The sequence below is a fragment of the Streptomyces sp. NPDC002125 genome (assembly GCF_053593715.1).
In genome coordinates this window covers 81,618-107,079 of sequence record NZ_JBSFDD010000005.1, presented here as the reverse complement: position 1 = coordinate 107,079, position 25,462 = coordinate 81,618, and the positions used below count along the sequence as shown (strand labels likewise).

Sequence of the window (25,462 nt, the reverse complement as noted above, 5' to 3'; positions counted from 1 at the left end):
GCGCACGGTGAGGCCGCCGGGTCATCGCCGCGGTGCACACCCGTGCCGTATCGCTGCCCCGGCGATCCGGCCCGGCGCGACGAAGTCGCCGGGCGGCCGCCCACGCAGCCGCATGCGCAGAAGGAGCTCTTCCCGTGTCCCACAGCAGTCCGGCCACCGTGCCGGGCCAGACCACCCTGTCCGGTCGCCCGGCGCCCGCGCCGCAGGTCTCCCACCGGCGCGCCACCATCCTGATGGCCTGCCTGGGCGTCTTCGTCGCCTACCTGCCCGTGACGACGGTGTCGGTGAGCCTCCCCGCCATCCAGGAGGCGCTGGGTGCCTCGACCGCCGAACTGTCCTGGGTCTCGGACGCCTTCGTCCTGCCCATGGCCGCGTTCATCCTGACCGCAGGGGTGTTCGGTGACGTCCACGGCCGCAGGAAGGTCTTCCTCACCGGTCTTCTGCTGACGGCCGCCGGTGCGGCCACCGCGCTGGGCGCCGGCTCCGTGCACGTCGTGTGGATCGGCCAGGCGCTGTCCGGTCTCGGTGCCGCAGCCCTCCTGCCCACGACCCTCGCCCTCATCAGTCACGCCGTGCCCGACTTCCGGGAGCGCGGCAAGTACATCGGCATATGGGCGATGTGCCTGCTCGGAGCGCTCGCCGTCGGCGGGGTCCTCGCCGGCACCGTCCTGTCCCACACCGAGTGGCGCTGGATCTTCGTGGCGCCCATCCCGGTCGCCCTGATCGCCTTCGCCATCGCCGTACGGCTGCTCGCGGACTCCCGTGCCCCCCACGGGCGCCGTCTCGACTGGCCCGGCCAGATCACCGCTGCCCTCGCGATCACCGGGCTCGTCTACGGCGTGATCGAGGGCGGAGCCGGCTCCTTCGGCGACGTCCAGGTCCTGGTGGCGCTCGCCGTGGCGGTGGTCAGCGGCGTCCTGTTCGTGCTCGTCGAACGCCGCTCCGACAGCCCCATGCTCGACCTGACCCTGTTCCGCAGCCCGGGATTCGCCGCGACGACCCTGGTGGCCATGGTGATGTTCATGGCCATGATCGGGTTCTTCTTCGTCCTGAGCCTGTACTTCGGGATGGTCCAGCACCTCGACACCCTCGACGCGGCCTGGCGGATGCTCCTGATGACGGGGACGTCCCTGATCGTCAGCGGTCCGGCCGGCCGGCTCATGCACCGGATCTCCACGCGCGGCATGATCACCGTCGGGCTGCTCATGGTGACGGCCTCGCTGGTGTCCCTGCTGGGCGTGGCCGCCGACACGTCCTTCGGGGCGCTGTCCTGGCGGCTGATCCTGCTGGGCCTCGGCATGGGCCTGGTCACCACACCCATGACGGCGACCGCCGTGAGTTCCGTGCCGCACCCGCTCGCGGGGATGGCCGCCGCGGGGAACAACGCCTTCCGGCAGGTCGGCGGCGCCCTCGGCCCGGCCGTCCTCGGTGCCCTGCTCACCAGCCGCGCCGCCGAGGCCCTGCCCGGCCACCTCGCCGACGCCGGGGTCTCCGGCGCGACGGGCGCCCGCGTGGAGGAGGCCGTGAGGGCCGAGGGCCTCGGCGGCGCGGGCGGTGTGCCGCTGGGTGCGGAGGCGGGACGGGTGTGGGCCGCCGTCGGCGATTCCTTCCTCGACGGCATGCGCCTGTGCCTGATCGTCGCCGCGGCGCTGACCTTCCTGGCCGCCGTGCTCGCCTTCGTCCTCCTGCGCGCCCCGCGCAAGGCGGCGGCGACGGGCGGGCGGGCCGTGCGGCAGGGCGGCGGTGCGAGCCCCTCCGCCGCGCACGACGGAACGGCCCCCGAGGGCCCGGTGCCGACAGGTCCGGCCCCTGCGGGTGCGGCCTCGTCGGGTTCCGTCTCCGCGGGCCCGGGCGGGAGGACCGTCGGAGCCTAGCCTCCGAAGCGTCTGGCTCCGGCCGGCGTGACGACGGCGTCCACGGGGTGGTCGTGCGGTTCCTCCGGGACCCGCGCGACCACCTCGTCGTCGTACAGCAGGACGACGAGGGCGGGGTGCGCCCCGGCCGCCGAGAGCCGGGCCAGCACCCGGTCGTAGCTGCCCCCGCCGCGCCCCAGACGCATTCCGCGCCCGTCCACGGCCAGTCCCGGCAGCAGGACCGCGTCCGCGTCCAGGACCGCCCGTGGCCCGAGGCGGGGGCCGTCCGGCTCCAGCAGGCCCCGGCCGGCGGGCACGAGGTGCTCCGGGCCCTCGAACACGGCCCAGTCGAGGTCGTTGTCCGCCATCAGGACCGGGAGCAGCACGCGGACGCCCCGTGCGCGCAGAGCGTCCAGGAGCGCGTGCGTTCCCGGTTCGCGCCCGACGGACACATAGGCCGCCACGGTTTGAGCGCCGGTCAGCTCGGGAAGATCCACGGCCGCGGAGGCGAGAACCGAGGCGGCTTCCCTGACGTCCTCCTGGGTGAGGAGCCGCCGTGCGGCGATCAGTTCACGCCGCAGTGACTGCTTTCGGGACATGTCATGGTTCAACGGGTGCTCACATAGGTTCGCTTATGTGGATGTATGAGAACGAAGTTAACCGGACGCTCATCTTCCGCCCATAGGCACCGGATACAGTTCTGCGCATGACTCAGTCGCGCCCCGGGATCAGCAAAGCTGTCATTCCAGCTGCAGGTCTCGGCACCCGGTTCCTGCCGGCGACCAAGGCCACTCCGAAGGAGATGCTGCCTGTCGTCGACAAGCCCGCCATCCAGTATGTCGTCGAGGAGGCCGTCGCCGCCGGTCTCTCCGACGTACTGATGATCACGGGCCGGAACAAGCGTCCCCTGGAGGACCACTTCGACCGGAACTACGAGCTGGAGTCCGCGCTGACCCGCAAGGGAGACGCCGAACGGCTCTCCAAGGTCCAGGAGTCCAGTGACCTGGCCACCATGCACTACGTACGCCAGGGCGACCCGCGCGGCCTCGGCCACGCCGTCCTGTGCGCCGCGCCGCACGTCGGCGACCAGCCGTTCGCCGTGCTCCTCGGCGACGACCTCATCGACCCGCGCGACCCCCTGCTGGCGCGGATGGTCGAGATCCAGGAGCGTGAGGGCGGCAGCGTCGTCGCGCTGATGGAGGTCGACCCCGCGCAGATCCACCTGTACGGCTGCGCGGCCACCGCGCCCACCGCCGACAGCGACGTCGTGCGCGTCACGGGGCTGGTCGAGAAGCCCGACCCCGCCGACGCCCCCAGCAATCTCGCCGTGATCGGCCGTTACGTCCTGGACCCGGCCGTCTTCGGCATACTGCGCAGGACCGAGCCCGGCCGGGGCGGCGAGATCCAGCTCACCGACGCCCTCCAACTGCTGGCCGAGGACGAGAAGATCGGCGGCCCGGTGCACGGCGTCGTCTTCAAGGGCCGCCGCTATGACACCGGTGACCGGGGCGACTATCTGCGTGCCATTGTCAGACTCGCGTGCGAACGTGAAGACCTGGGCCCGGACTTCCGGACCTGGCTCCGCAGTTACGTCACCGAGGAGTTGTAAGAGCTTGAGCAGCACGATCTGGTCGGTGGACGAGCATCTGGACGACATCCTCGCCGCGGTGAGGCCGCTCGAACCCATCGAGCTGCAGTTGCCCGACGCCCAGGGCTGCGTCCTGGTCGAGGACGTCGTGGTGGAGGTCGCGCTGCCGCCCTTCGACAACAGCTCGATGGACGGATACGCCGTCCGGATCTCCGATGTCGAGGGTGCCACCGAGGAGTTCCCCGCCGTCCTCACCGTGATCGGCGATGTCGCGGCGGGTGACGGCGGTCTGGCCGACGGCCGGTCGGTCGGCCCCGGTGAGGCCGCCCGGATCATGACCGGGGCCCCGCTGCCCGAGGGTGCCGAGGCCGTCGTCCCGGTCGAGTGGACCGACGGCGGCACGGGCGGCGGTCCGGCCGCCGCCATGCGGGCCCACAGCGAGTCCCCGGAGGGGGCGAGCGGCGAGGTCCGGATCCACCGTTCCGTGAAGCCCCGCGCCCATGTCCGGGCCCGGGGCAGCGACGTACGGCCCGGGGACCTGGCGCTGCGGGCGGGTTCGGTCGTCGGGCCGCCGCAGATCGGGCTGCTCGCCGCGATCGGCAGGTCGACGGTGCGGGTGCGCCCGCGTCCGCGCGTCGTCGTGCTCTCCACCGGCAGCGAGCTCGCGCAGCCGGGCGAGGAGCTGGGCGCCGGCCAGATCTACGACTCGAACAGCTTCGCGCTGACGGCAGCCGCCAGGGACGCGGGGGCCATCGCCTACCGCGTCCCCGCGGTCGCCGACGACGCGGAGACGCTGCGGGCCACGATCGAGGACCAGCTGATCCGCGCCGACATCGTCGTCACCACGGGTGGCGTGAGCGTCGGCGCGTACGACGTGGTCAAGGAGGCGCTGTCCTCCGTCGGCGACGGAGGCGGCGAGGACGGGGCCGGCGGTGGCGTCGACTTCCGCAAGCTCGCCATGCAGCCGGGCAAGCCGCAGGGCTTCGGCTCGATCGGGCCCGACCACACGCCGCTGATGGCGCTGCCCGGCAATCCGGTCTCCTCGTACGTCTCGTTCGAGCTGTTCGTCCGCCCGGCGATCCTGACGCTGATGGGTCTCCCCGACGTCCACCGCCCCAGGGTCGAGGCAGTGCTCAGCACCGACGAGGCGCTCTCCTCGCCGTCCGGCAAGCGCCAGTTCCTGCGCGGGACGTACGACGCCGAGGCGGGCACCGTGACTCCCGTCGGGGGGCCGGGATCGCATCTGATCGCCGCCCTCGCCCAGGCCGACGCGCTGATCGTGCTGCCCGAGGACGTCACATCGGCCGAGCCCGGCACGCGGACCGAGGTGATCCTCCTCCGCTGACCCGCGCGTTGTGGCGGTACGGTATCTGGCGCTGTGTCTTACCGGGGGAAGCCCCCCGGGCCCCGGCCCGCGCCTTCGCGCGGGACGCGCGGGCAAACCGGCGCCCTACCGCTAGGCGGAGTGAGTTGAGTACGCAGAACAGGCTGACGCACATCGACGAGGCGGGCGCCGCCCGCATGGTCGATGTGTCGGAGAAGGACATCACGGCACGCGTCGCCCGTGCGAGCGGCCGGGTCCTCGTGTCCCCGCGTGTCGTCGAACTCCTCAGGGGCGAGGGCGTCCCCAAGGGCGACGCGCTCGCCACCGCGCGGATCGCCGGGATCATGGGAGCCAAGCGCACCCCGGATCTGATCCCGCTCTGCCACCCCCTCGCCGTCTCCGGGGTGAAGGTCGATCTGAGCGTGGCCGACGACGCGGTGGAGATCCTGGCCACCGTGAAGACGACGGACCGCACGGGGGTCGAGATGGAGGCCCTGACCGCCGTCTCGGTCGCCGCGCTCACGGTGATCGACATGATCAAGGCGGTCGACAAGAGCGCGGTGATTACGGACGTCCGGGTCGAGGCGAAGTCGGGCGGCAAGTCAGGCGACTACCGGCGCCCCGCGGCGGAGGGGGCGGACGCATGAGCGCGCCCGGCAGCGCTCCCGTGTCCGGCGGTGTCCCGGAGCCCGGCAGTGCTCCTGCGTCCGTCGGCGCCCCGGAGCCCGGCGGTGCGGAGGCTCCGCTCGGCGGCGCCCTGACCGCTCCCTACGGCGCCCTCGTCGTGACCGCCTCCAACCGGGCCTCCGCCGGTGTGTACGCCGACAAGGGCGGCCCGCTCATCGCCGAGGCGCTCGAAGGACTCGGGTTCACCGTCGACGGCCCCCAGGTGGTGCCCGACGGCGACCCGGTGGAAGCGGCCCTGCGGGCCGGAGCGGCGGCGGGCTACGACGTGATCGTCACCACGGGCGGTACGGGCATCTCGCCCACCGACCGCACCCCCGAGGCCACCCGCCGCGTCCTGGACCGCGAGATCCCGGGCATCGCCGAGGCGATCCGCGCGGAGGGCAGGGACAAGGTCCCCACCGCCGCGCTCTCGCGGGGCCTCGCCGGCATCGCGGGCGGCACCCTCATCGTGAACCTGCCCGGCTCGACGGGCGGCGTGCGCGACGGGCTCGCGGTCCTGGGCAGGCTCCTGGTGCACGCCGTCGACCAGCTGCGCGGTGGCGACCACCCCCGACCGGGGAGCCCGAACTGAACGTCCGGACCTGGCCGGTGATCCTGACCGACGGCGCCGTCACCCTCCGGCCGATAAAGCTGCGGGACCAGAGCACATGGCGCGAGGTCAACCGCCGCAACCGCGAATGGCTGCGCCCCTGGGAGGCGACCGTGCCGCCGCCCGCGCCGGGCGGCCCCGTGGCCCAGCGCCCCACCTACCGCCAGATGATCCGCCACCTGCGCGCCGAGGCGAACGCGGGCCGGATGCTGCCCTTCGCGATCGAGTACGAGGGGCATCTGGTGGGGCAGTTGACGGTGGCCGGGATCACCTGGGGCTCGATGTGCTCGGGCCACGTCGGCTACTGGGTGGACCAGAGCGTGGCGGGCCGCGGGGTCATGCCGACGGCGGTGGCACTCGCCGTCGACCACTGCTTCCGCACGGTCGGACTGCACCGGATCGAGGTCTGCATTCGGCCCGAGAACGGCCCCAGCAGAAGGGTCGTGGAGAAACTCGGATTCCGCTCGGAAGGGCTTCGTCCACGCTATCTCCACATCGACGGCGCATGGCGGGACCATCTGATCTTCGCGCTCACCGCGGAGGAGGTGCCCGACGGGCTCCTGCGACGTTGGCGCAGGGTGCGGCCGGGTACACCGGATACCCCTCGGGCGCCCGGAGAAATAAAATAAGTGTTCGAATTTGATCGCTCTCCGACAGTAATCGGCATCACTTTCGTCGTGCGTTGAGCCGAACAATCGCAAAAAAAGTCCGTCATATGAGCTGGATCGTGCGACACACCGGGCCAATTGGCGGATGCTGCCGTGCAAACCCCTCTACGGTGTGAGCGTGAGCAGCAGCGGCCTCATCTACGCAGTCATCGTCGGTGCCTGGGCCGCCTACTTGGTGCCGATGTGGCTCCGCAGGCAGGACGAGCTCAACGAGGCGCGTCCGACGGAACGCTTCAGCACCGCCATCCGGCTGCTGTCCGGACGGGCGGCCATGGAGCGCCGTTACGCCAAGGAGCTGCGGGAGCGGGATGCCGAGGAGGCGCCTGGCGACGCGGACCCGGATGCCGTCACGGACCGACTGGAGTCCGTCGACGTCCGGGCCTTTTCCGCGCCTCCGGCACATACGGAAGCCCGGTTGCGCGACCCCGCGCTCGAACGGCCCGACCAGGAGCGCCCGCGCGACCGTCAGGCGCGGCCCGCGCCCGGGCGGCGTCCGCGTCCCTCCGGCGCGGAGTCCGAGCGGGCGCGCCGGCAGCGCTCCCAGGTCCTGGCCCGCCGCCGGCGTACGACCACGATGCTGTTCATGGCGTTCACGCTGGGCGCGGTCGTCGCGGCGGTCGGCGGTCTCCGCTTCCTGTGGGCGCCCGCGGTTCCGGCCGTGCTGCTGAGCTCGTACATCGTGCATCTGCGTGCCCAGGAGCGCCGCCGGTTCGTCTTCACCATGGACCGGCGCCGCGCCGAGGACGCCGCGCAGCGCCTGCGCGAGAACCGCCCGCGCAGGCACCAGCCCGCCGCGTCGGCTCCCGCCGAGCCCGACGAGGAGCCCGAGGCGCCCGCGCCCGCCCCCACGGTCTCGCCGCAGGAGGCGGGCCGCCGCGCCCTCGTCGAGCAGACGGACCACGCGGAGTGGGTCGACCAGCAGCGTGAACGCGGCCCGGCCCAGGGCGACAGCTGGGAGCCGGTCCCGGTCCCCCTCCCGACGTATGTCACCGCCCCGGTCGCCCCGCGCGCCACGGGCGGGGTCGAGGTCGGCGACCCGGAGACCTGGAGTGCCTCCCGCTCCAGCGCCGCCGAGCCCACCCGCACGGGCACCGCGGACTCCGCCGCACCCGAAGCCGAGCCGGCCCCGCGGCGCCGGGCGAACCCACCCAGGCGCTCGCGCGACCGCGGCCGGACCCCCCTCTTCGACCAGTACGACGACGAGGACCGGCCGCGCGCGGCCAACGAGTGAGACCGGCGGCGGACCCGACTCGGTGACCTGCCGGGATACGGATTTCCGAGCACCCCGATGAGGGTGCTAGAGTTTCACTCGTTGCAAGGGCCTGTGGCGCAGTCTGGTAGCGCACCTCGTTCGCATCGAGGGGGTCTGGGGTTCAAATCCCCACAGGTCCACCGCACACACGAGATCCCGTCCGATCGCAAGATCGGGCGGGATCTCGTCGTTTCCGGGGCTGTTCGCCGTGCGTCGGCCGCGCGGACTCCGCAGGTACGTTTTTCTGGACCCGCTGGTGCGTTCTGGGTGGAGACCGCCGACACGGGCATGGGCGAGATGTCAGCCCTTCGGTTTTCGAACCTGTCCGTGGTCCTGGATGATCGCCCGATACCGGTCGAAAGCGGGTTTCGTCTGATAGTTGTCGGTGACGATCCCGAGAGTCCCGGTGGGTTGGTCGGAGCCGCTGTCCGCGTCTCTGAGGCTGAACAGCTCGCATTGGGTGACGTTCAGGGTGCTTTCGGAGGAACAGATGGCCTCCAGCATGTCGCTCAGGGAGTCGCGCTGGGTCCGAGGTGTTCTCGGTGCTCCGCTCGGTGAGCCGCTCTCGACGACATGGATCGGGGTCTCGGGCGGGATGCCGGCTCGGGCGAGCGAGTGGTTCCGCAGATGCTGGAGGGCATGGGTGGTGAGTGAGGCGACGTCACCCGGAGTGCCGCGCGGGGCGACTGGGGAGAACGCGTCCGGATAGACAGCGAGGCCGACGTAGTCGACGTACCTGGCGAAGTTCTGGGGCGGCAGGGTGGAGAGGTGTTCCCAGAATCCGTGGTCCCCGCCCAGCCACTCGGGAGGTTCGGCGACCGAGAAGCCGATCCTCGCATCGTGGTGACCGCGTGAGTCCAGGGCGGCACGTGCATGCGGGATGCCGAGCGACAGGGCTTTGAGTACCCCAGGAGCACTGCCGTCGATCAGCGGTATGGGGAAGTTGGCCTCCAGTGTCACCTGCAGACAGCGGATCATGTGGCCGTACCGGTCGATGACGGCGTCGAGGAACGTCAGCCAGCCGGGAATGTCGGCCACCTGTGGGATGTAGGAGACGACGAGGTCGAGTTCACGCATTCCGGTGCGGTACCAGTCGTCGGGCATCGTGAGGTGGTCGAGCTCGTTCTCTGCGCCGATCGAAGCCGCGAGGCCGGGTGCGGCGTGGTCGCCGAGGAAGTGCACGTACTCACGCACGACGAAGGGGGCCTCTCCGGCGAGCTCGCGCACCAGGATGTCGATCGCGGTCCGATCGGGCGGGTGGGAGCACACGGTGGCCGCGCGCCCGCCTGGGTAGATGCCGAACCTCATGCTCTTGTTCCCTCCGGTGTCATGTGTCAGGGCCAGTCGATGCCGTTGCTTCGGATGCGCGAGACCAGGGATCTGAGCCAGTCGGCCTCGGCGGCAGCGACACGGCGCCAGTACCCGACTTCGAGCATGTGCACTTCCCTGACGCCGCCCACGGCGACATCCAGTGAGGCCAGCACTTCGTCGACGCGTTCGATTCGCTCGTCCAGGAGCAACGCCACGCGGTCGGCGGGCAGAATCCCTGCATAGGAGACGGCCAGGGTGAAGTCGACGCTTGCGACAGGGGTGTCTCGCAGCCCGGATGCGACCCTGCGGCGGAAGTCCGAATTGCCCTCCTCGGTCAGCTCGTAGGTAATGCGTGGTGGCCTGTTTCCCGCCCGCGCAGGCTGCCCGGCGGCCACAAGACCTTCTCTCGCCAGAGCCTGCAGCAGGGACGTGACCGTGCTGCGGGTGACCGCAAGGTGCGTATATCTGTTCGCGAGTCGGGTGGCGAGGTCGTAGGCGTGCGCCGGCTGCTCCACCAGGAGTCCGAGCAGCGGCAGCACCATGTTGTTGCGTGATGCGGTCGTAGGCACCCGCGGAGCGTATAGGCGAATACGTCTATCAGCAAGAGTCGCCCCCTCCATGCCTGGAGGGGGCGGCCGGAGCGCGATCGGTAGGATCGGCCGGTATGTCCGAGGAACCCGGTGGCGCGCCCTTCCGCATCCCCGCGGAGTTCGTCCGTTACGCCGTGGCTCTGGAGCCGGCCGAAGTGGGGCACGGTCATGCGGCCGGCTGGCTGACCGGGGAGGACGCCGTGCGCCTCGCCTTTCTGCGCCGTTGCGACCTGCGGGAGCGAGCGGGGGACTTCGAGGCGATCGCGGGGCTGGAGCCGTCCGCACCCGAACTTCCCGCCCTCTGTCGCCAGCTGTCCGGCGGGGCCGCCGAGGCCGGGCGCGTGTGGGGGTATCTGTCCCTGAGCTGGGCCTGTTCGCGCACCGGCGGGGAGCGCGACCGTCTGCTCGGCGAGCTGGTCGCGCGTGGGGACGCCGACGCCGGGCGTCCGGCGGCCGACCCCGACGGTGAGGGACTGCGCCGACTTGTCTCCGGGCGGGAGGAGTTCCTCCTCGGGCGGGCCGCCTCCGGGCAGGGCATGAACTGGCGGAGCAGCTCCGCGCTGTTGGGGACCGACCGGCCTGAGGAGGTCGACGCGGCGTTCGACCGGGGCGAGGAGCTCGTCGGGATCGCGGTGATCGGCCTGGCGTTGCAGCACCCCGACGCGGAGGCGATTCTGCCGAGAGTGGCGCGGGCGCTGGAGTCGTCGGATGCCGCGCTGCGTCCACAGGGCCGCGTCGCGCTGGCCCATGTCGCCCGGCTGCACGGCACCGTGGACCGCCGCTGCCTGGAGCTCCTGAGGTCCCACCCCCGGGGCAATGAGGCCGACGACGACCTGTGGGGCTACGTCTCGCACCACCGACTGCCCTGGTGGCTCTGGCGCCACCACCTCGGCGAGCGGCTGGCCTGGCACCTCCGTGACCGGTGGCGCGCCTGACACTCCGCCCGGCCGTTGCCGAGTCCCGAGTCTCGAAGCCCGAGCTCCGGGATTCGAGATCCGAGTTCCGGGGTGCCGGTTCACACGTTCGGGGGACCCATGGGCCGCTCCCGTCCGGCGCTTGAGCTTCGGGATTCGGGGGCCGGGATTCGAGGGTCGGGATTCGAGTGCTGTCGTTCATCCGGGCGGTAAAAGAAGGGGGTTGAGGAAACCTCTCCACCCTCCCTGCCCCGTCACGGCCAGCAAGTATGACTAATCGTGACCAAGTTGCGGCGCAGAGTGGTGACTGCTTACGGTGCCCTCAACGTAGCGACCCCGACGCGGTGTTAGCAGCACCGGCCGGGGTCTGACCTCAAGATCAGAGACAGGCCGATCCCTTGGCTGTTCAGCAGAGTAACTCCGCCCCCAGCGCGCCCGCATCCTCGCGCCCCTACAGCCGCGCCCGCACCGGCTACGGCAAGCGCTCCGCGCCCGGCCAACGCCCTTCCGCATCCACCGACTTCGACCTGCTTCCGGCCCGGGAGCGCTACATCGCCGGATATGTCGACCACCTGCCCGACGGCGCCGCCATGGACATCAAGACCCTGGCCAAGGACCTTCCCCTGTACGGGCAGATGGCCATCGGCAGCGCGCTCAGGGCGCTGGCCGTCGCCGGGCACCTCCGCCATGTGCGCTGCCGCGTCGAGAGCCTCGGCCAGAGCCGCTGGGTCACTCTCACCTTCTGGTCCCGCACCGCCCGCGACAACGAGTGGTGGGACCTTCAGCTCGCAGGCGGTGCGGGAGCCGGGGAGCCCGAGCCCGAGGCGGTGACGGGGGAGCCTGCCGCTCCCGTGGTGCCTGTCGCGCCTGTCGCGCCTGTCGCGCCTGTCGCCCCCGTCGCTCCTGTCGTGCCCCAGCAGAGGGCCCCGAAGGCGCCGGAGGCCGTGCCCGCCGGTCCGTCCCCCGCCTACCTCGCCCTCGCCCTGCTCGGCCGCGTGGAACCGCGCCTGGCGCTCTCCGCCGCCGACTGCGCGGCCCTGGAGGGCCTGGCCGCGACCTGGTTCGCCCATGGTGCGGACGCCGACCACCTCACCCGAGCCCTGACGGCCGGGCTGCCCGAACAGGTCGAGTCGCCCGTCGGCCTCGTACGCCGCCGCCTCATCGACAAGGTCCCGGCGCGGTTGCCCGACACCGTCCCGGCGCCCGCGTCGCCCGCACGCGCCCTCCTGGTCGAATGCACCGAGTGCGGGCGGCCCGGACCGCCCGGGGCGCTGCCCGACGGTCTCTGCCGCGCCTGCCGACAGTCGCCTTCCTCGGCGCCGGGCGAACCGGTCGCCGAGCGCGACATCGAGGCCCACATGCGCCTCCTTCGCGAGAAGCTCCGGCTGCCCTGAGCGGGCCGGGCGTCTCAGCCCCGCGCCGACATCCGCACGAAGGCCGCCCACTGGTCCGGACCGACCGTCAGGACCGGGCCGTCCGGACGCTTGGAGTCGCGGACGCGGACGGAGGAGGGGGTGGCGGCGACCTCGACGCAGTCACCACCGTTGCCCGCGCTGTAGCTGCTCTTGACCCACGCGGGGCCGCCGTTTCGCAGCGGCGACGCTTCTGTGCTCATCCCTCTCCCAACAGCCTCTTGATGAAGGTCAGAGACTCCCTCGGGGTGAGTGCCTGGGCTCGGAGCACCCCGTAGGTCGATTCGAATGCGCCGACCTTCCTGGGGTCCGAGTGCAGCGTGCTCTGATCCTGCACCTCCATGTACGCCATCCTGCGCTGATCTCCGATGTGGAGCAACGTGAAAGCCCCGGCCAGCCCGGCGTGTTCCTCACGATCGGTCGGCATGACCTGGATCTCGATGTTCCGTTCGTGACCGTAGAGCAGCAGTTGTTCCAACTGGCCCCGCAGCACGGCCTGTCCGCCCAGCGGTCGGCGAAGGACGGTCTCCTCGATGACAAAGCTCAGGAGCGGTGCGGGGCGCCTGGAGAAGAGTTTCTGCCGTTCCATGCGCGCGGCCACCCGCTGCTCCACGGTGTCTGAGTCCAGCAGTGGGCGCCACATCTCGAAGACGGCGCGCGCGTACGCCTCGGTCTGGAGCAGCCCTTTCACCACGTGGCTGTCGTAGGCGTGCAGTTGGGCCGCGTCCGCCTCCAGCCGGGCGTACTGGCGGAAGAACGACGGATACCGCGCCCGCTCCACCTCGCCCTTCATCGCCACCAGCACCCCGCGCCCGCCCACAGCCCGGTCCACCGCGTCAACCATCTCCGGCTTCGGGATGCGGCGGCCCTGCTCGACCGACGCGATGTGGGCCTCGCCGTATCCCACGCTCGTGCCCAGTTCCGCCTGGGTCAGGCCCGCCGCCTCACGCAACAGCTTCACCTGGCGGCCGAAGCTCCGCAGGAACCCTGCTCCCGGGTCGGCGGCACTCTCGGCGGCACCGGTGGTCACCGCACCGTCCATGCTTCCTCGCTCCCGGTTCCGGAATTCCGTGGCAGCAGGTTATGGGCCCCTGCTCCGGCGGGAGGCGGTTTCGTCCGCATGCCCGTCGTGCGGGTGACGCGGGGGAGCGCCCGTACAGCCCCGACAAGGGGCGCCCGCACCCCGACAAAGCGTTGCCGTAGGGGTGTTGCTGCTGGTCGGAGACATCCACAGCGCGCGATCTTCGACGTATGACGACCCTCGCTCCGCCCTCGGGCGGCATCTTCGAGCTCCGCTTCTCCTCCACCCCGAGAGGTGCCCGGCTCGCCCGGCGGCTGGCCTCGCACCGGGTCCATCACTGGGGCCACCGCTACGGCTCCGAGCTGAACGACAGCGTGAGCCTGGTGGTCGCCGAGCTCGCGGCGAACGCGGTCACGCACGGGCGGGTGCCAGGACGGGGTGTGTTGCTCCGGCTGGAGCTGATCGGCGGCGTACGGGTCCGTGTGGAGGTGGCCGACACCCGGGGCGAGCGGTGGCCCGTCGCCGCCGGTGCCGGTGTGTCCGGCGACGTAGAGGCCGGGCGTGGACTGCTGCTGGTCGACGCGTTCGCCGAGGCGTGGGGCGTCGTGGAGCGGGACGGGGCGCCGGGAAAGACGGTGTGGGCCGAGGTGGCTGCCCCTCCGGCATGAACGCACGCATCCTCAACTCTGCTACCGGGAAACACAGTTGCCGGACACCACTCTCGCCGTGCTCCGGTCTCGACTACAGTGCTCGGCGGGTCGTGACTGGCGCTGAGGTGGAGCACCACCGGGGAGCGGCCTGACGAACGCGTCGGATGCCGTGCGCCTGGGCGAGTGGTCAACCACGCCTGGAGGCGACCATGTCCCCGATACGGACCGCACAGCTCATGGACGTCGCCGCGCGCCCGGCCCGGCGTCAGGGGTGCCCGGCATGAGCACCATCACCCTGCGCGGAACCGTTATCGGCTACGACGACCTCGGGCCCTCGGCCGGGCTGCCGGTCCTCCTGATCCACGGCCACCCCTTCGACCGCACCCTGTGGGCGCCCCAGGCCGAAGCGCTGACCGGGGCCGGACACCGGGTCGTCACCCCCGACCTGCGCGGGTACGGCCGCAGCGGCGTCACACCCGGGAAGGTCTTCCTCTCCGACTTCGCCGACGACCTCGCCGCGCTCCTCGACCACCTCGGCATCGAGAAGGCGGTGGTCGGCGGTGTCTCCATGGGCGGCCAGATCGCCATGGAGTTCCAGCGCCTGTACCCGGGGCGGGTGCGCGCCCTCGTGCTGTCCGACACCTCCGCCCCCGCCGAGACCGACGAGGGCAAGGAGTTCCGCAACCGGCTGGCGGACAGGCTGCTCGACGAGGGCATGGGCGGTTACGCGGACGAGGTGATCGGCCGGATGCTCGCCGCGTACAACGTCGATGCGATGCCGGACGTGGCCGCACGGGTCCTCGGCATGATGCGGGCCACCGACCCCCGAGGGGCAGCGGCGGCGCTGCGCGGGAGGGCCGAACGACCCGACTACCGGGACACGTTGGCGGGTGTCCAGGTGCCGGTCTGGGTCGTCGTCGGCGCGGACGACGCCTACACGCCCGTGGCGGACGCCGAGACGATCCGAGGGCTGGTCCCCGGGGCGGTCCTGACCGTGATCGAGGGAGCGGGGCATCTTCCCGGTGCCGAGCAGCCCCAGCGCTTCAACGCAGCCCTGCTGGACTTCCTCGGGACCCGGGTGGCCGCTCATGACTGAGCCGCATCCGCTCCTGGCCTACTTCACCGAGGCCGCCGACGGGAGGTTTCCGCCGTCCGACGGAGGCGTGACGGTGCCCGTTCTTCGAGGGGCTGGAGCTGGTCGGGCCGGGGCTCGTGACGGCGCCCGAGTGGTACCAGGACGAGCCCGCGCCGGTGTACGAGCGGAGCGGGTTCTACGTGGGTGTGGCGCGGGTGCCGTAGGCGGCCGCCTCAGGAGGGCTCGGTCAGCGGCTTGGCCATGCAGATGCTGCTGTCGTACGTGCGGTAGTGGCCGAACTTCTCGCAGACCGTGTAGCCGCTCGACGTGTACAGCGCGATCGCCTCGGGCTGCTGGTCGCCGGTCTCCAGGACCATGCGCGTGCGGCCGGCGGCGCGAGCGTCGGCCTCCAGCGCGGCGAGGATGCGGCGCGCGAGGCCCCGGCCGCGTCCCTCGGCTATCACGAACATCCGCTTGATCTCGGCGTCGCCGTCGGAGTAGCCCTCCTCGTTCCGCTCCTGGCTGCGCCAGCCGCCGGTGGCCATCGGCCGGCCCTGCTCGTCGTAGGCGAGCAGATACAGTCCGCGAGGTGGATCGAACATCGTGGCGTCGAGCGGTGTGATGTCGCCCTCGTCGCCGTAGCGCTCGGCGTATTCGAGCTGCACCAGGTCGTTGAGTTTGACGGCATCGGGGTGGTCGAACGGCCGAGGATGGATATTCATGCGGATTATGGTACAGGTATGCGCAGGCCTCGTGTAGGTACTGTACCTGGATGCTGACTGTTACCACCGTGAACGTGAACGGGATCCGCGCCGCCGCGAAGAAGGGCTTCGTCGAGTGGCTGGGGCGTACCGAGGCCGAGGTGATCTGCCTCCAGGAGGTCCGCGCCGAAGCGCAGCAGCTTCCCGAAGAGGTGCGTGAGCCCGAGGGGTGGCACGCCGTGTACGCCCCGGCCGCGGCCAAGGGGCGCGCGGGTGTCGGCATCCTCACGCGGCGCGCGCCGGAGCGTGTACAGATCGGCTTCGGCGGCTTCGAGGTGCCGGGGAGTGAGGAATTCGACACCTCCGGCCGCTACATCGAGGTGGATCTCCCGGGTGTGACGGTCGCGAGCCTGTATCTGCCCTCCGGCGAGGTGGGTACGGAGAGGCAGGAGGAGAAGGAGCGCTTCATGGCGGCCTTCCTCCCCTACCTCCAGGGCCTGAAGGCGCGCGCGGCCGCCGGCGGGCGTGAGGTGGTCGTGTGCGGCGACTGGAACATCGCCCATCGCGAGGCCGACCTGAAGAACTGGAAGGCCAACAGGAAGAGCTCCGGCTTCCTCCCCGAGGAGCGGGAGTGGCTGACCCGGGTGTTCGACGAGGCGGAGTACGTGGACGTGGTCCGCGCGCTGCACCCGGACGAGGAGGGCCCGTACTCCTGGTGGTCCTACCGCGGCCGGGCCTTCGACAACGACGCGGGCTGGCGGATTGACCTGATCGTCAGTTCGCCTCGCTTGGCCGAGCGCTGTGTGAAGGCGTATGTGGAGCGGGCGGCGAGCCATGCGGAGCGGTGGAGCGACCACGCACCTGTGACCGCCGTGTTCGACGTGTAGAGACCGGCAACGGAAAGCCCCGTCCGGCTGTGCTGCTCGCCGTCGCCGGACGGGGCCGCACGGGAGCGCTAAGCGCGCTTCACACTGTCCGGCGGGGCCAGCCACTCACGGCCCCCGCCCTCTGGCCACAGGAACGCTGCAGGGCGCTTCCGGCGCTCGCCCGGCAGGCCGGCGGGGTCCTCGTAGTCCGGAATCACGTCGCGCAGGATGCCGACCCGTCCCGCGCCATCTTCCACGCGTCGCCCGATGTCCTCTGCAGTGACCATCAGTGCCCCTCCGCCAACGTGCGCTCCCGCGCCCGTGCCCGCACGGCAGCGAATCGACGTGCTGGTGTACGCGGCCGTCTTCCTGCACGAGGCGTACCCCCGCCTCAATGACCTCCTGCGCGAACGGGCCGACAATGGATGCGCGGTCCGCATCGCGGTGGGTGACGCCGACGACCCCAACGTCCAGCAGCGCGGACGGGAAGAGAAGTTCGGCCACGGCATCGAATCCCGCTGCCGACTCGCGCTCCTGCACTACCGGCCCCTCGCGGATGTACCGGGGGTCGAGCTGCGCACCCACGGCACGACCCTCTACAACAGCCTGTACCGCGCCGACGATCAGATGCTGGTCAACGCACACGTGTGGGGCGTCAACGCCTACGGCGCGCCCGTGTGGCACCTCCGGCGTCACGGCGACGGGGGCATGTTCGACACCTACGCGGGGAGCTTCGACGCCGTATGGGAAACGGCCCATCCCGTGGAAGGCTGAGCACCGTGGCCCGAACCGAGTACTACGACGATCCGAACGCCCCCCGGCCGAACAGCCTGGTCGTGGCAGCCTCCGCCGTCGTTACGGATGGGGATGGCCGCGTGCTCCTCCAGCGGCGCCGGGACAACGACTTGTGGGCGCTGCCGGGCGGAGCCATGGACATGGATGACTCCCTGCCCGGCACGGCCGTGCGAGAGGTCAAGGAGGAGACCGGCCTGGATGTCGAGATCACGGGTCTCGTCGGCACGTACACCGACCCTCGCCATGTCATCGCGTACAGCGACGGCGAGGTACGCCGACAGTTCAACATCTGCTTCACAGCCCGGATCGTCGGCGGCGCCCTGGCCATCTCCGAGGAGAGCACGGAGCTCCGCTTCGTGGCGCCCGAGGAACTCGATTTGCTCCCCATGCACCACACGCAACGGCTGCGCATCCGGCACTTCCTGGAGCACCGCGACGCCCCGTACCTGGGATAGGGCTACCGGTCGCAGGAGCGTCACTGCCCCAGCCGACTACGTGCACCGGCCAGCAGTTCATCAGGAGTAGAAGCCCTGACCGTAGTCCTCCCGCCTCAGAGTGAAGTCGTCCGGACGATCACAACGGAGCTCCTCATATCGCTGCGCGAAGATATCGATCGCCTCATGAAGCGTGCAGCCCAACGCTTCGCGGATCGTCATAAGCGCAGAGATGATCCGCTGCTCCAGGATGTCGCGGTCTAGACTCTCGGTCAGATGTTCCATGACGCCGTGACCCTACCTGGCATGGATGGCCAACCCCTGAGGCACGGGACAACTCCCCACAGAAACCCCCTGATCAGCCACGCGAGAGTTTTCCCTCCCGGACGCTCTGGCAGGCTTAGGGGGAGGGGTACCCCCCCTGGGCGCGCCCGGCGGCACGACAGCAAGCGTCATGATGACGATGTGACGGATGAGACCCCTGATCTGTTTTTCTCTTACTTTTCTATGCGCAATCAAAAAAGTAGGGAGAACCGTCACTCCGTCATGTCTCTGCCGCTGTGTACGGGAACCGCGAGCGGTGTTCAGGCCGTCCGCCGCCGCTGTTCTCTCGGCCGGGGAAAGTCGATTGACAGGCGCTCCAGTGCCCGGCGCTTCATGTCTGCCAGCCGGCCCCCTCGCTGGCCCTTCGCACACTCCAGGCGGGTTCCGGTGTCGAGCAGCATGAACCGCCGTTCCCGGGCGTCGGCGATCCTCCAGTAGTCGGCGTAGGTCTTTCCCGTGGGAACCAGTTCCGTGCGTTCCTTCTGCACCGGAGTCGCTTCCAGGACCTCGGCGCGGCCCTCCAGCGCGTCCACCTGCTCCTGCCAGATGGCGAGGCCGACGCGTGATCGCCTGGATTCGCGAACGGCGTACAGCTCACGGAGTTCGGTGGTGATCTCCTCCAGTTCGGGGCGGGGGTCGTAGCCGGGGTACGTCACCTGCTCCAGCACCGGGAAGCCTCCCCACTCCTTCAGGAACTCCCGTTCCGCGTACTCCTCCACCCAGTCGGTCTTGATGGCTGCCGGAGCCTCGCAGGGGAGTCCCTTGGTGCGGGCCCGACAGACGTACACGGAGTAGTCGTGTGCGGGGACCCGGTACATGCGGCCCTTGCAGGAGGCGCAGTGCAGGACGCCGAGCAGGAGCGCGCCCGTGTCCTTTCGGGTCCCGGCTGCCCCCTTGGGGCGCTCACCGAGGGCCGCCTTGATCTCCTCGAACCGGTCTCGCGTCAGAATCGGGTCGGCGGTGATGCTCACCGGCAGGCCGTTGCGGTCCCGTACGACAGAGCCCGCGTAGGTCTGGTGGCCGAGGAGCGACGGGGAAAGAAGTACACGCTTGACGGTCTGGCCGACCCACTTGCGCCCCTTCGGGGTCCGCCCCTGCCGGACGTCGTTCCAGTCGCGAGGCGTCAGGATGCCTTCGCTGTTCAGATGGAACGCGATGGCGTTCGGGGCGCTGCCGTCCAGCAGCATACGGATCATCGTCTCGATGGCTTCGACGCGCTGCGGGTCCTGGGCCAGGGTCCACCCTTCGCCGGCTGGACGCTGCACGGGCATGTACCCGTACGGAGGGAGCCCTCCGGAGTACCGTCCCATGGCTCGAAGCGCCGCATTGGCGCTCGTGACGCGCTCCTTGATCGCCTGGCTCTCCATCTGCGCGGCGAAGGCCAACAGCATGATGATCAATTCGGACATGATCGAGGTCATGTCCAGCTCCAGTGAACTGCCTCCCGGGCCCTCCGCGAAGACCAGCCGCTTGCCGTGGCGCTTCGCCCAGCGCGTCAGCTCGGCCATGTCCCCCATGGAGCGGACGGCGCGGTCCAGCCGCCACCAGATGATCACGTCGAAGTCGTCGGGCCTGGCCAACCAGTCGCCCAGTTCCGGCCGTTCGAACGGAGTCGTCCTGGTGGCGGAGACGTCCAGATCCTCCGCGTAGCCGACGACCTCAGCCCCGAGGCGTCTGGCCTCCGCCACGCCGGCTTCCCGCTGGCGCTTGGGTGATGTCGATTCGTCGGTCCTGACGCTCAGTCGTACCGCGACGAGTGCCCGCAGGCGTGGGTGATCGTTATCCGTAAGGGTCATGCGAGTCCCCCTCCCGGAGCAAACTGGATCTTCATTTCAATGGGCTGGCGCATCGACTACCAGGTGGCGACCCAGGGTCTCGCGTCCCGTGCGGTGAAGGCCTGGGTCGAGCGCGCAGCCACGCACGGCGAGCGGTGGAGCGACCACGCGCCGGTGACGGCTACGTACGAGCGATAGGCCCTGCCCTGGGCGGCGGCTCCGTCCCGCGATCGGACGGAGCCCACCAACTTGCCGCCGGCGGGCGGGGTCCGGTGCGGCGACGGCTTCGGCGCCGCGCCGGACCCGGCGTCCCGGATCAGGAGCCGTCGATCAATTCCTGTACCTCGGGCGGCAGGTCCGGGTCGGAGCCGACGGCGAACAATGTGGCTGTTTTCGGTGTGTCCCCGACGGCGATGGCGACCTCCGGTGGGATGCCGTCCACTTCGTACGCGGTCCCCGTCGTCACCGGCACCTCGCTCGTGTCCTTGCCCCCGGTGTCGTCGCAGGGTGGCTGGGTGGCGACGCCGAGCTTCTTCCCGGGCGTGAACGTCACGCTGCCCACGTCCTGATACGTCCTGTCCTGGTAGGTGTACCGGCCGGCGCAGGAGAGCCCCTCGTCCCCGCCGCCGCCCCCGGCCGTGCACGCGGCTCCCGACATCACCATGGCTGCCGCCACCAGCAAGCCGGCGGATCGTCCGTTCCAAATCATGTGTGTCCCCCCTCGGTGGATGCACAGAGAGGAGAAACGTTTCCTCTCTGTCGACCGACCTCGCCGTCGCTCAGCACGGCGATGAGGCCGTGTGCGTGGCGAGCTCCTTGATCGGACGTTCGACGTCGGCGATCCGAATCGGGTTCCCTCGCGGCGCGGAGCCCCCGTGCAAGTCCTCGCGGCGCGCTCCGGCGGATCTCGTGGCGCGCCGCCGGGCTCCTAGTCGCCGTCCGTGGCCTTGTCGTCGCGCAGGCGGCGGTCCAGCGCCATCGACAGCTCGGCGTCCACCACCGCGTGCGCCAGCGTGCGGAGTTGCCCGGGATCGCTGTCCGCCGTGTGGGTGCGCAGAACGCGCACGAAGAGGTCGGCCAGGGCGTCGGCGTGCTCGCGGACCAGGCGGCCGGAGGAGAGTACGGCGTCGAGCGGCACGCCGGCGCGCACCAGTTCGGAGGACGCCTCCAGCAGGCGGCGGCTGATGTGGACGATCTCCTCGCCGTCGGTGCCCAGGTAGCCGAGCTCCATGGCCGCCGCGAGGTTCTCCGCGGTGGCCTGGTCCCGGAAGTAGTCGGCGAGCTGCTCGGGCGTGAGGCGGACCGGGGTCTCCTCGGTCGGTTCGCCCAGGCCCAGCACCTCGGCGACGTCCCGGCCGCTCTCGAAGGTGGTGGCGAGGTCGGCGATGCCGTTGAGGGTGTGGCCCCGCTCCAGAAGGCCCGTGATGGTGCGCAGCCGGGCCAGGTGATGGTCGTCGTACCAGGCGATACGGCCCTCGCGGCGGGGTGGCTGGATCAGGCCGCGCTCCCGGTAGAAGCGCAGGGTGCGCACGGTGATGCCGGCCTCCCGGGCCAGCTCCTCCATGCGGTACTCGCGGTGCTCGCGTCCTTCAGCCACCCCCGCACCCTATGTTGTACCGCCGGTAACTTTCCTTGTCCCGCCCCCTACCCATCAGTACGGAGCTGCTCTACCCTCCCAACCATGCCAGTGATTGCTGGCAGAGTCGTGGTACGTACCGCGGGGAGGCGGCAGCATGGCCCAGCACGAGCACGTACGAGTGGCGGTGATCGGATCCGGATTCGGCGGCCTCGGGGCCGCGGTCCGGCTCCGCCGCGAAGGGATCACCGACTTCCTGGTCCTCGAACGGGCCGGAGCCGTCGGCGGCACCTGGCGGGACAACAGCTACCCCGGCTGTGCCTGCGACGTACCGTCCCACCTCTACTCCTTCTCCTTCGCGCCCAACCCCGACTGGCCGCGCACCTTCTCCGGGCAGCAGCACATCCGCGCCTACCTGGAGCACGTCGCCGACACCTTCGGGCTGCGCCCGCACATCAGGCTGAACCACGAGGTCACCGTGATGCGCTGGGACAACGACGCGCTGCACTGGGTGATCGAGACGGAGAACGGCGCCACGATCACCGCCGACGCCGTGGTCTCCGCCACCGGGCCGCTCTCCGACCCGAAGCTGCCGGACATCCCCGGGCTCGCCGACTTCCCGGGGAAGGTCTTCCACTCGGCGCAGTGGGACCACGACTACGACCTGAGCGGCAAGCGCGTCGCGGTGATCGGCACCGGCGCCTCCGCGATCCAGATCGTCCCGGAGATCCAGCCGAAGGCCGGCCGGCTCACGCTCTTCCAGCGGACTCCGCCGTGGGTCATGCCGCGCATGGACCGCGCCATCAGCGGGGCCGAGAAGTGGCTGCACCGCACGCTGCCCATCACCGCCACCGCCCGCCGCGGACTGCTGTGGGGCATCCGGGAGTTGCAGGTCGGGGCCTTCACCAAGCACCCCAACCAGCTCGGGCTGGTCGAGTCCATAGCCAAGTCGAACATGGCGCGGGCGATCAAGGACCCCGCGCTGCGGGCCAAGCTGACGCCCTCGTACCGCATCGGCTGCAAGCGCATCCTGCTCTCCAACGCCTACTACCCGGCGCTCGCCCAGCCGAATGTCGACGTGATCGACTCCGGGCTGTCCGAGGTGCGGGGCTCCACCCTCGTCGGGTCGGACGGTACGGAGACCGAGGCCGACGTGATCATTCTCGGCACCGGATTCCATGTGACGGACATGCCGATCGCCTCCCGCGTCGTCGGCGCCGACGGCATCACCCTCGCCGAGTCCTGGAAGGACGAGATGCAGGCGCTGCGGGGTGCGACCGCGGCCGGCTTCCCCAACTGGATGACGATCATCGGCCCCAACACCGGGCTCGGGAACTCCTCCATGATCCTCATGATCGAGTCCCAGCTGAACTACATGGCCGACTACCTGCGCCAGCTGGACGTCCTCGGCGGGCGCGCCGCGCTCGACGCGCGGCCCTCCGCCGTCGGCGCCTGGAACCGGCGGGTGCAGGACCGGATGAAGCGCACCGTCTGGAACACCGGCGGCTGCACCAGCTGGTACCTCGACGCCAACGGGCGCAACACCACGGTCTGGCCCGGCACGACGGCGGAGTTCCGGCGTGCCACGCGCGCGGTCGACCTGGCGGAGTACGAGATCGTCCGTCCACCCCTCGCGCGTTCCGCGGCGCAGGCCGTGGCCGAGGAGGCGGCGCGATGAGCCGGCTGACGCAGCTCCCGGGCACCCCGCCCGTGCCCGTACGCGAACTGAGCGTCGTCTCCGCGGACGGCTCACGCGTCCATGTGGAGGTGCACGGTCCGGAGGGTGCGCCCGCCGTGGTCCTCACGCACGGCTGGACCTGCAACACCCGCTTCTGGGACGCCCAGGTGCGGGACCTGGCGGTGGACCACCGGGTCGTCGTCTACGACCAGCGGGGCCATGGGCGTACGCCCGCCGCGGGGCCCGGTGGATACAGCACGCGGGCGCTGGCCGACGACCTGGAAGCCGTACTGAAGGCCACGCTCGCGCCGGGGCAGAAGGCGGTGCTCGGCGGGCACTCCATGGGCGGGATGACGCTGATGGCCGCGGCGGGCCGGGCGGCGGTGCGGGAGCACGGGGCGGCCGTGCTGCTGTGCAGCACCGGCAGCTCGCGGCTGACCGCCGAGTCGCTGGTGCTGCCGCTCCGCGCGGGCGCCCTGCGCACCCGGATGACGGCGGCGGTCCTCGCGGCGCGCGCACCGCTCGGGCCGGTCAACGCCGTGTCGAAGGCGATCCTCAAGTACGCGACGATGGGCCGTGGTTCTGCCCCGGAGCGGGTCGACGCCTGTGCCAGGATCGTGCACGCGTGTCCGCGCGGGGCACGCGTCGCCTGGGGGCACGTGCTCGCGGAGCTCGACCTGGAGGCACGCGTGCGGGAGCTGCGGCTGCCGACCGCGGTGATCGCGGGCACGGAGGACCGGCTGACGCCGCCCGTGCACGCCAGGGCCATCGAAGCGGCGCTGCCGCAGAGCCTCGGGCTCACCGAGCTGGCGGGCATGGGGCACATGACTCCGGTCGAGGCGCCCGAAGTGGTCACCGCGAAGCTCCGCGAGCTGGTGGCCGAGTACGTCACTGTGGACGGTGCGGGCAGTGCGGCGGCAGCCGTGAGCGAGGAGGAGGTCGCATGAGCGGCAGGCGGAGTCTCGAAGGACAGGTCGTCGTCGTCACGGGCGCGGCGCGGGGCGTGGGCGAACTGCTGGCAAGGAAGCTGTCGGCGCGCGGAGCCACGCTGGCGCTGGTCGGGCTGGAACCGGACGAGCTGAAGAAGGTCTCGGAGCGGCTGCACTCCCCGAGCGACCACTGGTACGCGGACGTCACCGACCACGAGGCGATGAGCCGGGTCGCCGGGGAGGTGAAGGAGCGCTTCGGGAAGATCGACATCGTCGTCGCGAACGCGGGTGTCGCCACCGGAGGCCCCCTCGTGGACTCCGACCCCGAGGCGTGGCGGCGGGTCATCGAGGTGAACCTGATCGGCGGCGCGGTCACGGCGCGGGCGTTCCTGCCGGTGCTGATGGAGAGCCGGGGCTACTTCCTCCAGATAGCGTCGCTCGCCGCGATCACCCCGGCCCCGATGATGAGCGCCTACTGCGCGTCCAAGTCGGGCGTGGAGGCGTTCGCGCACTGTCTGCGTGGCGAGGTCGGTTACCGGGGCGTGAAGGTCGGGGTCGGCTATCTGTCCTGGACCGACACGGACATGGTGCGCGGGGCCGACGAGGACGACGTCATGCGGGAGTTGAGGCAGCGGCTGCCGTGGCCGACGAACCGCACCTACCCGCTGGGCCCGGCCGTCGACCGGATCGTCGCGGGGATCGAGCGGCGCTCCCCGCATGTGTACGCGCAGTGGTGGCTGCGGGGGATGCAGTCGATCCGGGGGTATCTGCCGTCGGTGATAGGGACCGTCGGCCAGCGTGAGATGAAGCGGTTCGGGTCTCGGCTCGACGGTGTGAGCAAGGGGCTCGTGGGGGCCGGCGGCGAGGCGGATCAGAAGGCGCGCACTCAGCGTGGTTGATCGAAATGCGGTGAATGTCCGGGTGTGTAAGTCTGAGCGAGGCCCCACCGGGGCCATCCCCCACGCACCCACATAGGAGTGAACAGCATGGGTATCGCAGACCAGTTCAAGGACAAGGCGCAGGAGCTCGCCGACCAGGCCAAGCAGCAGAAGGCGGGCGGCAAGCAGCAGGGTCAGGCGCGTGAGCGCTCGGCCGGCCAGGCGTCGCGCCGTGGCGCGGACCAGGCGCAGGGCCGTCGGCCCGAGGCGCGGGACCGTGCGCAGGACGCCACGGACCAGGCGCGTGAGCGTTCCGGTCGCTGACGCACTGCGCGTCTGAGGTCTGTTGGGGCGTACCCGGGTGCCGGGTACGCCCCTTCCGCGTGCGGGGTGCGCGTGCCGTGTGGGGGCGGTGCGGGAGCGGGGTGTGCGTGCGGGGTGCGCGCGGTGCGGGACCTCGGGGATCTGCCCCGGGCCCCGCTCCTCAAACTCCCCCAGACTTCGTCCGGGGGGACCCCCAAGGGGCTTGATTTTGCTGGGGTGGGGCTTGGCCTTGGAGTGACTGCCCCGCC

The 25,462-nt window shown here is 70.9% G+C and carries 27 protein-coding genes, 1 tRNA gene, 3 pseudogenes and 1 riboswitch; of the genes and pseudogenes, 21 read left to right on the top strand and 10 right to left on the bottom strand.

Annotated elements, in window-relative coordinates; translation table 11 throughout:
* The first annotated feature begins 233 nt into the window (after positions 1 to 233).
* On the top strand, positions 234 to 1,874 hold the full coding sequence (locus ACWCQM_RS10760; protein ID WP_450915265.1) for an MFS transporter: 1,641 nt from the start codon (positions 234 to 236) through the stop codon (positions 1,872 to 1,874).
* Here ACWCQM_RS10760 and ACWCQM_RS10755 read toward each other — a convergent pair.
* On the bottom strand, positions 1,871 to 2,452 hold the full coding sequence (locus ACWCQM_RS10755) for a 5-formyltetrahydrofolate cyclo-ligase (RefSeq protein ID WP_450914939.1): 582 nt from the start codon (positions 2,450 to 2,452) through the stop codon (positions 1,871 to 1,873). The two genes, ACWCQM_RS10760 and ACWCQM_RS10755, sit on opposite strands and share 4 nt — an antisense overlap.
* A 107-nt stretch (positions 2,453 to 2,559) precedes the next feature.
* Here ACWCQM_RS10755 and galU point away from each other — a divergent pair, with 107 nt between their 5' ends.
* The 7 genes from galU (at position 2,560) to ACWCQM_RS10720 (ending at position 8,101) form a co-directional block, all read left to right on the top strand.
* A complete protein-coding gene (galU, locus tag ACWCQM_RS10750; RefSeq protein ID WP_450914938.1) occupies positions 2,560 to 3,462 on the top strand; it encodes a UTP--glucose-1-phosphate uridylyltransferase GalU in 903 nt (300 codons plus the stop codon).
* A gap of 4 nt (positions 3,463 to 3,466) precedes the next feature.
* Positions 3,467 to 4,786: a molybdotransferase-like divisome protein Glp gene (gene glp, locus ACWCQM_RS10745; RefSeq protein WP_450914937.1), complete on the top strand. Its 1,320-nt coding sequence runs from the start codon at positions 3,467 to 3,469 to the stop codon at positions 4,784 to 4,786.
* Between the two features lie 125 nt (positions 4,787 to 4,911).
* On the top strand, positions 4,912 to 5,412 hold the full coding sequence (gene moaC, locus ACWCQM_RS10740) for a cyclic pyranopterin monophosphate synthase MoaC (protein ID WP_450914936.1): 501 nt from the start codon (positions 4,912 to 4,914) through the stop codon (positions 5,410 to 5,412).
* Positions 5,409 to 6,023: a MogA/MoaB family molybdenum cofactor biosynthesis protein gene (locus ACWCQM_RS10735; protein ID WP_450914935.1), complete on the top strand. Its 615-nt coding sequence runs from the start codon at positions 5,409 to 5,411 to the stop codon at positions 6,021 to 6,023. The genes moaC and ACWCQM_RS10735 overlap by 4 nt, the downstream gene beginning before the upstream one ends.
* Before the next feature lie 17 nt (positions 6,024 to 6,040).
* Positions 6,041 to 6,670 (top strand): GNAT family N-acetyltransferase, encoded by a 630-nt coding sequence (locus ACWCQM_RS10730; RefSeq protein ID WP_450914934.1) that lies wholly within the window; start codon positions 6,041 to 6,043, stop codon positions 6,668 to 6,670.
* Positions 6,671 to 6,827: 157 nt separating this feature from the next.
* On the top strand, positions 6,828 to 7,940 hold the full coding sequence (gene sepX, locus ACWCQM_RS10725; protein WP_450914933.1) for a divisome protein SepX/GlpR: 1,113 nt from the start codon (positions 6,828 to 6,830) through the stop codon (positions 7,938 to 7,940).
* An 87-nt stretch (positions 7,941 to 8,027) separates the two neighbouring features.
* Positions 8,028 to 8,101 (top strand) — tRNA-Ala (locus ACWCQM_RS10720).
* Between the two features lie 160 nt (positions 8,102 to 8,261).
* Here the strand turns inward: ACWCQM_RS10720 and ACWCQM_RS10715 are convergent.
* Positions 8,262 to 9,269, bottom strand: a complete 1,008-nt coding sequence (locus ACWCQM_RS10715) for a hypothetical protein (protein ID WP_450914932.1) — start codon at positions 9,267 to 9,269, stop codon at positions 8,262 to 8,264.
* Positions 9,270 to 9,295: 26 nt separating this feature from the next.
* A complete protein-coding gene (locus tag ACWCQM_RS10710) occupies positions 9,296 to 9,841 on the bottom strand; it encodes a PadR family transcriptional regulator (RefSeq protein WP_450914931.1) in 546 nt (181 codons plus the stop codon).
* Between the two features lie 95 nt (positions 9,842 to 9,936).
* Here ACWCQM_RS10710 and ACWCQM_RS10705 point away from each other — a divergent pair, with 95 nt between their 5' ends.
* Positions 9,937 to 10,797, top strand: a complete 861-nt coding sequence (locus ACWCQM_RS10705) for a hypothetical protein (protein ID WP_450914930.1) — start codon at positions 9,937 to 9,939, stop codon at positions 10,795 to 10,797.
* 377 nt (positions 10,798 to 11,174) lie between these two features.
* Complete coding sequence (locus ACWCQM_RS10700) at positions 11,175 to 12,170, top strand: MarR family transcriptional regulator (protein ID WP_450914929.1); 996 nt, start codon at positions 11,175 to 11,177, stop codon at positions 12,168 to 12,170.
* A gap of 14 nt (positions 12,171 to 12,184) precedes the next feature.
* Here ACWCQM_RS10700 and ACWCQM_RS10695 read toward each other — a convergent pair whose 3' ends face one another.
* Both ACWCQM_RS10695 and ACWCQM_RS10690 read right to left on the bottom strand, forming a co-directional pair.
* Entirely contained in the window at positions 12,185 to 12,391 is a 207-nt protein-coding gene (locus ACWCQM_RS10695; protein WP_450914928.1) for a DUF397 domain-containing protein, read from the bottom strand.
* Positions 12,388 to 13,230: a helix-turn-helix domain-containing protein gene (locus tag ACWCQM_RS10690; RefSeq protein WP_450914927.1), complete on the bottom strand. Its 843-nt coding sequence runs from the start codon at positions 13,228 to 13,230 to the stop codon at positions 12,388 to 12,390. Before ACWCQM_RS10690 ends, ACWCQM_RS10695 begins: the two co-directional genes overlap by 4 nt.
* Before the next feature lie 209 nt (positions 13,231 to 13,439).
* On the opposite strand from ACWCQM_RS10690, the gene ACWCQM_RS10685 reads away from it, so the two are divergent.
* From ACWCQM_RS10685 to ACWCQM_RS10675, 3 genes and pseudogenes are all read left to right on the top strand, one after another.
* A complete protein-coding gene (locus tag ACWCQM_RS10685; protein WP_450914926.1) occupies positions 13,440 to 13,877 on the top strand; it encodes an ATP-binding protein in 438 nt (145 codons plus the stop codon).
* Positions 13,878 to 13,959: 82 nt separating this feature from the next.
* A riboswitch (ZMP/ZTP riboswitch) is annotated at positions 13,960 to 14,047 on the top strand.
* Between the two features lie 92 nt (positions 14,048 to 14,139).
* Positions 14,140 to 14,955, top strand: coding sequence for an alpha/beta fold hydrolase (locus ACWCQM_RS10680; protein ID WP_450914925.1), 816 nt, complete (start codon positions 14,140 to 14,142; stop codon positions 14,953 to 14,955).
* Positions 14,956 to 15,032: 77 nt separating this feature from the next.
* A pseudogene (locus ACWCQM_RS10675) lies at positions 15,033 to 15,158 on the top strand (SAM-dependent methyltransferase); the annotation flags it as partial.
* 9 nt (positions 15,159 to 15,167) lie between these two features.
* Here the strand turns inward: ACWCQM_RS10675 and ACWCQM_RS10670 are convergent.
* Positions 15,168 to 15,656: a GNAT family N-acetyltransferase gene (locus ACWCQM_RS10670; RefSeq protein ID WP_450914924.1), complete on the bottom strand. Its 489-nt coding sequence runs from the start codon at positions 15,654 to 15,656 to the stop codon at positions 15,168 to 15,170.
* A gap of 50 nt (positions 15,657 to 15,706) precedes the next feature.
* On the opposite strand from ACWCQM_RS10670, the gene ACWCQM_RS10665 reads away from it, so the two are divergent.
* The 3 genes and pseudogenes from ACWCQM_RS10665 (at position 15,707) to ACWCQM_RS10655 (ending at position 17,751) form a co-directional block, all read left to right on the top strand.
* A complete protein-coding gene (locus ACWCQM_RS10665) occupies positions 15,707 to 16,522 on the top strand; it encodes an exodeoxyribonuclease III (protein ID WP_450914923.1) in 816 nt (271 codons plus the stop codon).
* Between the two features lie 306 nt (positions 16,523 to 16,828).
* Positions 16,829 to 17,275, top strand: a pseudogene (locus tag ACWCQM_RS10660) (XRE family transcriptional regulator); the annotation flags it as partial.
* A gap of 5 nt (positions 17,276 to 17,280) precedes the next feature.
* Complete coding sequence (locus tag ACWCQM_RS10655; RefSeq protein WP_450914922.1) at positions 17,281 to 17,751, top strand: NUDIX domain-containing protein; 471 nt, start codon at positions 17,281 to 17,283, stop codon at positions 17,749 to 17,751.
* Positions 17,752 to 17,811: 60 nt separating this feature from the next.
* Here ACWCQM_RS10655 and ACWCQM_RS10650 read toward each other — a convergent pair whose 3' ends face one another.
* Together ACWCQM_RS10650 and ACWCQM_RS10645 are read right to left on the bottom strand one after the other, a co-directional pair.
* On the bottom strand, positions 17,812 to 18,015 hold the full coding sequence (locus ACWCQM_RS10650) for a hypothetical protein (RefSeq protein ID WP_450914921.1): 204 nt from the start codon (positions 18,013 to 18,015) through the stop codon (positions 17,812 to 17,814).
* A gap of 299 nt (positions 18,016 to 18,314) precedes the next feature.
* Positions 18,315 to 19,850: a recombinase family protein gene (locus tag ACWCQM_RS10645; protein ID WP_450914920.1), complete on the bottom strand. Its 1,536-nt coding sequence runs from the start codon at positions 19,848 to 19,850 to the stop codon at positions 18,315 to 18,317.
* Between the two features lie 42 nt (positions 19,851 to 19,892).
* On the opposite strand from ACWCQM_RS10645, the pseudogene ACWCQM_RS10640 reads away from it, so the two are divergent.
* A pseudogene (locus ACWCQM_RS10640) lies at positions 19,893 to 20,027 on the top strand (exodeoxyribonuclease III); the annotation flags it as partial.
* A 118-nt stretch (positions 20,028 to 20,145) separates the two neighbouring features.
* Here ACWCQM_RS10640 and ACWCQM_RS10635 read toward each other — a convergent pair.
* Positions 20,146 to 20,538, bottom strand: a complete 393-nt coding sequence (locus ACWCQM_RS10635) for a DUF6281 family protein (RefSeq protein ID WP_450914919.1) — start codon at positions 20,536 to 20,538, stop codon at positions 20,146 to 20,148.
* A 219-nt stretch (positions 20,539 to 20,757) separates the two neighbouring features.
* Positions 20,758 to 21,393 carry a MerR family transcriptional regulator gene (locus tag ACWCQM_RS10630; RefSeq protein WP_450915264.1) on the bottom strand — a complete coding sequence of 212 codons (636 nt, stop codon included), beginning with the start codon at positions 21,391 to 21,393 and terminating at the stop codon, positions 20,758 to 20,760.
* A gap of 169 nt (positions 21,394 to 21,562) precedes the next feature.
* Between ACWCQM_RS10630 and ACWCQM_RS10625 the strand changes: the two genes are divergently transcribed.
* The 4 genes from ACWCQM_RS10625 (at position 21,563) to ACWCQM_RS10610 (ending at position 25,214) form a co-directional block, all read left to right on the top strand.
* On the top strand, positions 21,563 to 23,083 hold the full coding sequence (locus tag ACWCQM_RS10625) for a flavin-containing monooxygenase (protein WP_450914918.1): 1,521 nt from the start codon (positions 21,563 to 21,565) through the stop codon (positions 23,081 to 23,083).
* A complete protein-coding gene (locus tag ACWCQM_RS10620; protein ID WP_450914917.1) occupies positions 23,080 to 24,030 on the top strand; it encodes an alpha/beta fold hydrolase in 951 nt (316 codons plus the stop codon). Before ACWCQM_RS10625 ends, ACWCQM_RS10620 begins: the two co-directional genes overlap by 4 nt.
* On the top strand, positions 24,027 to 24,911 hold the full coding sequence (locus tag ACWCQM_RS10615; protein WP_450914916.1) for an SDR family oxidoreductase: 885 nt from the start codon (positions 24,027 to 24,029) through the stop codon (positions 24,909 to 24,911). Before ACWCQM_RS10620 ends, ACWCQM_RS10615 begins: the two co-directional genes overlap by 4 nt.
* Positions 24,912 to 24,998: 87 nt before the next feature.
* Complete coding sequence (locus tag ACWCQM_RS10610) at positions 24,999 to 25,214, top strand: hypothetical protein (protein ID WP_450914915.1); 216 nt, start codon at positions 24,999 to 25,001, stop codon at positions 25,212 to 25,214.
* Positions 25,215 to 25,462 lie beyond the last annotated feature (248 nt).